Below are 5,459 nucleotides of genomic sequence, written 5' to 3' on the forward strand. Positions count from 1 at the left end.
CCCCCCCCCCCGCCCCGGGGCCGCCGGGGGGGGGGGCGCTACTCGCCGCGCACGCGCTCGATGCCCGCGTAGGCGCGCGGGGCGTAGCGCAGGCGTTCGGGCAGCAGCGGCCAGGTGTGGCGGACCGCGTTGCAGAAGACGGTGAACGCGGCCCGGTCGAGGCGGGTCCAGCGGCGCATGCCGAGGATGTCGCGGGCCCGCTCGGGCATCAGGCCGTTGGCCAGCCACAGGTTGAAGGCCATGACCGGGCGCCAGATGACCGTCCACACCGGTTCCGGGATGCCGGGGAAGGCGGGGATGCGGTGCCGGTCGAGGCTCAGAGCGAAGTCGGTGGTGGCGTTGCGCTCGAGCACCTCGTCGATGGTGCGGTCCCAGTACTGCTTGAACTCCGCGTAGTCGCGGACCAGCACCCGGTCGGACAGCCCGTACATGCGCCACCAGGTGATGCCCTCGGCGATCAGCTGTTCCTTCTCCTCATCGGTCAGCGGGGTGCCGAAGTACTCGTTGACGGCGATGTTCAACTCGATGAAGGTGGCATGGGTCCACCAGTAGACCTCGGGGTTGAGCGCGTGGTAGCGCTCGCCGCGCGAGTCGGTGCCCTTGAGCGGCTTGTGGTAATCGCGCACCCGGCCCGCCTGCGCCTCGTTGTCGGCGTCGTAGATCATACCCTGGATCTGCGGCAGCGAGCGGACCAGCCGATCCCACGGGTCGGTGAAGAAGTCGGAGTGGTCCTGGAGCGCGGCGCCGACCGCGGGGTGCATGTTCTGCAAAATGCCGGTCCGGCCGAGGAACAGCATGTTGCGGTAGTCGCCTGCGTACTTCCACACCAGGGAGCCGGGACCGATGGGGGCGCCCACCGGTTCCGATCCGTCGGCTGTGGCCGTGGCGAGAGCCGAACCGTTCGTCGCACCCACGTCTTGGACCTCCTCGTCACCCGGATGATGCAATGCAACAAAAGATAGTCGATTGTCGCACTTCCTCGCCAGGCGAGCCGTCTCCACCCGCCGGATCGGCCCGTGACCGGCCGGTGCCCCGGTAAGGTTCACGCGCGTGGCGCCACCGACATCCCCGGAGCAGAACCCGCCGGACCCCGGCGACTACGCGCAGTTGCTCGGCGCCGAGACCGACCGCGACGCCACCACCGCCCGCATCCTCGACGCGGCCCTGAGCCTGTTCGCCGATTTCGGCATCAGCCGGGTCAGCGCCGACGACATCGCCCGCAAGGCGGGTGTCAACCGCGCCACCCTCTACCGCCGCGTCGGAGCCAAGGATGTGATCGTGCGCGGCGCGCTGCTGCGCGAGACCGCTCGCGTGCTCGAGCAGATCCGCGCCGGACTGCGCCACCTCGACCCCGGCGACCCGGCGGCCGCGGCCGAGCGGGTCACCCTCGGCTTCGCCACCACCGTCACCCTGCTGCGCACCAACCCGATCCTGGTGCGGCTGCTGGCCGTCGACCGCGAGCAGACCCTGGCCGCGATCACCGTCGGGGCGGGCGACATCCTCGCCCTCGCCACCGCCTTCGTCGCCGAGGAACTGTTCGCCACGCCCGGCACGCTGGGCGACCCGCGGACCGTCGCGGGCATGATCGTGCGGCTCGTGCACTCCCTGGTGCTCACCCCCGACGCCCCGCCGCACCTGCGCGACGAATCCGAACTCCGCGACTTCGCCGCGGGCTTCCTCGTCCCGTTCCTGCTGCCGCGCCAGGGCAGGTAGACGAGTACGGGCAGACAGGTGCCACGGCGCTCTTCGCGCCGAGCGCAACCGGGCAGCGACGGGCGATCGCGGTGTCCTCCCGGCATCCGCTCGAACCCCGCTCGCGACCCTGACCAGGCGAGTACGGTGGGAATCGAGGACAACGAGATAGCCGCGCATCGACACAGCCAGGCGCGTGCTCCGCGCTCGCGGACCGGCCGCCGTTTCGTCTGAATCCGAACCGTTCTTGGAGGACGGATGTCCCACCCCGCCCCCGCACCCCTGCCCACCGGGACCATCCCCGCGGGCTCGCCGCCCAACACCAAGGTCTGCGTGACCGAGGGCAGACGACCGTCGATGTCACTGTTCCTCGTCCCCGAGCCGTTGATGCCGGGCGGGGTGATCCTGCACGCGCTGGAACAGGACGACGTGCGCACCGGTGGCGAGGCCCCGCCCGATCCCCGGCTGATCGACCCCGACCGCGAACTGATCGACGCGGCCCAGGAGACCGCCACCCCGCCGTATCGCACCGTCTTCAGCACCTACGACCCGCGCCCGTGTGATCCCGACCTGATCCGCGCCGTCCTGCGCGACCATCTCATCTCCGACCCCGCGCCCTCGGGCCTCGACATCGGCGACCGCGCCGAGGTGCTGCGCCTGGCCACCCTGCCCGAGCACCGCATCGGCATGCGGCGCGTCGAGGATTTCCAGGTGTGGTCGGTCCGGCAGGCCATGCTCGCGGTCTACCGGCACTTCCGCATCGACCAGCGGGCGCCGCTGGTCTATCACGGCTTCGCCGATCCCGGCGAGGGCTGGTTCGCGTTGCGCGCCGCCGACGCCTGAGCACGCGCCTGAGCGAGCGCGCCAGGCGGCGGCGCGTCAGTCCGGCGCCGCCTCCCGCGCGATCGCGTACACGAAATCGTCCAGGTCCCCGGGATTGCGGGAGGTGATGAGCGTCCACCCGCCCTCTTCGGACCGGACAGCCGGCTCGTCCACCCAGCTCGCGCCCGCGTTGCGCAGGTCGGTGCGCAGCGAGGGATAGGAGGTCACGGTCTTGCCCGCCACCACGTCGGCCTCGGCGAGCAGCCAGGGCCCGTGGCAGATGGCGGCGACCGGCTTGCCCCGGCCGACGAAATCCTTGGCCAGACCGACAGCGCGCTCCTCTAGCCGCAGCTTGTCGGCGTTCACGGTGCCGCCGGGCAGCACGAGCACGTCGAAGTCGTCGGCGCGCACCTCGTCGAGGGCGAGGTCGGGTTCGACCCCGTCGGCGGGCTCGAGATCGTGCCGGAAGGTCTTCACCTGCTCGGCCTTCGGCGCGGCGTGGGTGACCGCGGCCCCGCGCTCGCGCAGCCGGTCACGCGGCACCACCAGCTCGTCGTGTTCCACACCGGTGTTCGCGGTCAGTACCAGCACCCGCACTCCGTCCAGTTCGGCCATCGGTCCGCTCCTCTCCATTCAGGCATCTGCTCGTTCACCGAGGGCATGCCGCGCATGCCCGGCCCCAAACACCCGGCGGGTGGACCGAGGGACGCCGAGACGACGCAGACAGCTGATCCGCGCTGTTGCGCGGGTGAGCGCATGTCGTGGCGACCTGCGCCAGGAACTCCTGCGCACCACCAGCCCGAGGGTGCGCAGCACCTGGGTCTGTCCCCGATTCACGCCGCCACCACCTCGCGGCACAGCTCGGTCAGCGTCGCACGACTGTCGGGACGACGGGCCATCGGCCGAACCGGTGTGGTCAGGCCGCGGGGAGCTCCACGGCGGCCCCGCAGATGCCGCAGACCTCGAGGTGCTTGCGGCCCCACCGCGCCACCGGGATGAAGAAGACGGTGACCTGGGAGAACTCCCGGACACGCAGCCACTGCGTGGTGTTGTGGCAGCGCGGGCAGGTCCGGGTTGCGCCGGGACCGAGGTCCTCGCGCTTGCGGCCGAATCCGAAGAGGAAGAACATCGGCTCCAGGGTAGCGGTCAGCGCTCCCCGCGGGCCTTGGCGCGGCGCTTGCCCTCGTGCATGGCCTGCACACGGGCGACCGGGATGGTGTGGCCCTCCTCGATCAGGTCGGCCGGAAGCGCCTGCGGCGCGGGCATGTCCGCCGCCCACGGGTCGCGGCCGTCGAGCAGGCCGGGCGCCGTCCTGATGGTGAAGTCGGCGGGGGCGACCTCGGGCAGTTCGTCCCAGCTCACCGGGAAGGAGACCGGCACACCGGGGCGCACCCGGGGACTGTAGACGCACACCACGGTGGCCCCGCCGGAACGGGTGGAGTCGAGGAACACCTTGCCCTCGCGGTCCTCGCGGATGAAGGCGGTGGTGGCCAGGCCGGGGTCGAGGCGTTCGGCGCGGGCGGCCACGGCACGGGTGGCGGCGGCGGTGTCCTCGAGCGGGATGCCGGGTTCGATCGGGACGAAGACGTGCACGCCCTTGGAACCGCTGGTCTTCACCACCCCGGACAGACCCTCGGCGGCCAGCGCCTCCCGGATGAGCTGGGCGGCGAGCACGGCGTGCCGGAAGGTCTGGCCGGGCGAGGGGTCGAGATCGAGCACCAGGTGTGTCTGACCGGCCTCGGTGTCGGTGGTGAGCAGAGTGGGGTGGTACTCGACGGCGCGCTGATTGCCCATCCACATCAGCGTCGGCAGGTCCTGGCACAGCGGGTAGGTGATCTGCTTGTGCACGCTCGCCGCCCAGGTGGTCACCCTCGGCACGAAGTCGGGCGCGTACTTCGGCAGGTTCTTCTGCATGAACGGCTTCTGCCCCGCCCGTACCCGCACCACCGACAGCGGCCGGTCCCGCAACTGCCCGATGAACTGCTCGGCCACCGCCTCCAGGTAGTCGAGCAGATCGCGTTTGGTGGCCTCGGCCCCGTCGAACAGCGGCTGGTCGGCATTGGTGATCGGGACGCCCGCGCGCTCCTCGCTGCTCATCGCCCCACCCTGCTCCCCCGCGCGCGGCGGGTCAACCGGCACGCCGACGGGAACGGCGCGGGACCGGTCGCGGCGGGTCGGCACAGGCACGCCGGCGGACGTGGCGCGAAATCCTGATCCGGGACAGACTGGGAGCCGTGAGTGTGATGTCGGCGAACATCCGCGGGGGCGGGGCGTGACGGCGCTGGCGCGCGGGGAGAACCGGCCCGCGCCGGGAGATCGCATGCGGGTCACCGTCGTCGGCGGGGCCCCGCTGGATGTGTCCGCGCTGCTGGTCGATTCGTCCGGCCGGGTGCGCGCGGACGGTGATTTCGTGTTCTTCAACCAGCCCGCCGGGCACGGGGTCGTCCTCCGCCACGGCCGGGGCGGGCCGGACGTGATCGACGTGCAGACCTCGGCGCTGCCGCCGGAGATCGAGGCCGTGGTGATCGCCGCGAGCCTCGACGGGCGGGGTGGGGCCACCACCCTCGCCGAGGCGGGCGGACTCACCGTCACCGTCGAATCCGGCTCGGCCACACTCACTTTCCCCGTGGCCGGGCTCACCACCGAGACCGCCCTCATCTGTCTGGAGATCTACCGCCGTGCGGGCACGTGGCGGGTGCGCGCCGTCGGTCAGGGCTACGACACCGGCCTGGCCGGTATCGCCACCGCGTTCGGGGTGAATGTCGACGACGAGCCTGCGCCCCCGCCCGCGCCTGCCCCATCCGCGCCTGCCCCATCCGCGCCTGCCCCATCCGCGCCTGCCCCATCCGCGCCTGCCCCATCCGCGCCTGCCCCACCGCAGCCACCGGCCCCGCATGCGGGCGGGCCGTCCCGGCCGAATACCGCACCGGCCGGACATCTTTCGC

General features: G+C 72.0%; 7 protein-coding genes. 3 read left to right on the forward strand and 4 right to left on the reverse strand.

Annotated features, from left to right (window positions below; genetic code table 11):
- Window positions 1-38: 38 nt before the first annotated feature.
- The gene (locus QH283_RS18850; RefSeq protein WP_280504306.1) at window positions 39-857 is read right to left on the reverse strand and encodes an oxygenase MpaB family protein; all 819 of its coding nucleotides are present in this window, start codon (window positions 855-857) and stop codon (window positions 39-41) included.
- A gap of 193 nt (window positions 858-1,050) precedes the next feature.
- Between QH283_RS18850 and QH283_RS18855 the strand changes: the two genes are divergently transcribed.
- A complete protein-coding gene (locus tag QH283_RS18855; RefSeq protein ID WP_280504307.1) occupies window positions 1,051-1,713 on the forward strand; it encodes a TetR/AcrR family transcriptional regulator in 663 nt (220 codons plus the stop codon).
- Between the two features lie 237 nt (window positions 1,714-1,950).
- Window positions 1,951-2,535 carry a hypothetical protein gene (locus QH283_RS18860; protein WP_280504308.1) on the forward strand — a complete coding sequence of 195 codons (585 nt, stop codon included), beginning with the start codon at window positions 1,951-1,953 and terminating at the stop codon, window positions 2,533-2,535.
- Between the two features lie 36 nt (window positions 2,536-2,571).
- On the opposite strand, the gene QH283_RS18865 is transcribed toward QH283_RS18860, so the two are convergent.
- The 3 genes from QH283_RS18865 to QH283_RS18875 form a co-directional block, all read right to left on the reverse strand.
- Entirely contained in the window at window positions 2,572-3,129 is a 558-nt protein-coding gene (locus tag QH283_RS18865; RefSeq protein WP_280504309.1) for a type 1 glutamine amidotransferase domain-containing protein, read from the reverse strand.
- A 301-nt stretch (window positions 3,130-3,430) separates the two neighbouring features.
- Window positions 3,431-3,643 (reverse strand): zinc-ribbon domain-containing protein, encoded by a 213-nt coding sequence (locus QH283_RS18870; protein ID WP_280504310.1) that lies wholly within the window; start codon window positions 3,641-3,643, stop codon window positions 3,431-3,433.
- Between the two features lie 17 nt (window positions 3,644-3,660).
- The gene (locus tag QH283_RS18875) at window positions 3,661-4,611 is read right to left on the reverse strand and encodes a DNA polymerase domain-containing protein (protein ID WP_280504311.1); all 951 of its coding nucleotides are present in this window, start codon (window positions 4,609-4,611) and stop codon (window positions 3,661-3,663) included.
- Between the two features lie 223 nt (window positions 4,612-4,834).
- Here QH283_RS18875 and QH283_RS18880 point away from each other — a divergent pair.
- The coding region (locus QH283_RS18880) for a TerD family protein (protein ID WP_280504312.1) at window positions 4,835-5,459 on the forward strand (625 nt) is incomplete at its 3' end.

This window comes from Nocardia farcinica (genome assembly GCF_029867845.1).
Classification (GTDB): domain Bacteria; phylum Actinomycetota; class Actinomycetes; order Mycobacteriales; family Mycobacteriaceae; genus Nocardia; species Nocardia farcinica_A.

Coding starts and splice junctions, on each gene's coding strand:
- QH283_RS18860 (WP_280504308.1), top strand. CDS start 1,951: ATGTCCCACCCCGCCCCCGCACCCCTGCCCACCGGGACCATCCCCGCG.
- QH283_RS18875 (WP_280504311.1), bottom strand. CDS start 4,611: ATGAGCAGCGAGGAGCGCGCGGGCGTCCCGATCACCAATGCCGACCAG.
- QH283_RS18870 (WP_280504310.1), bottom strand. CDS start 3,643: ATGTTCTTCCTCTTCGGATTCGGCCGCAAGCGCGAGGACCTCGGTCCC.
- QH283_RS18865 (WP_280504309.1), bottom strand. CDS start 3,129: ATGGCCGAACTGGACGGAGTGCGGGTGCTGGTACTGACCGCGAACACC.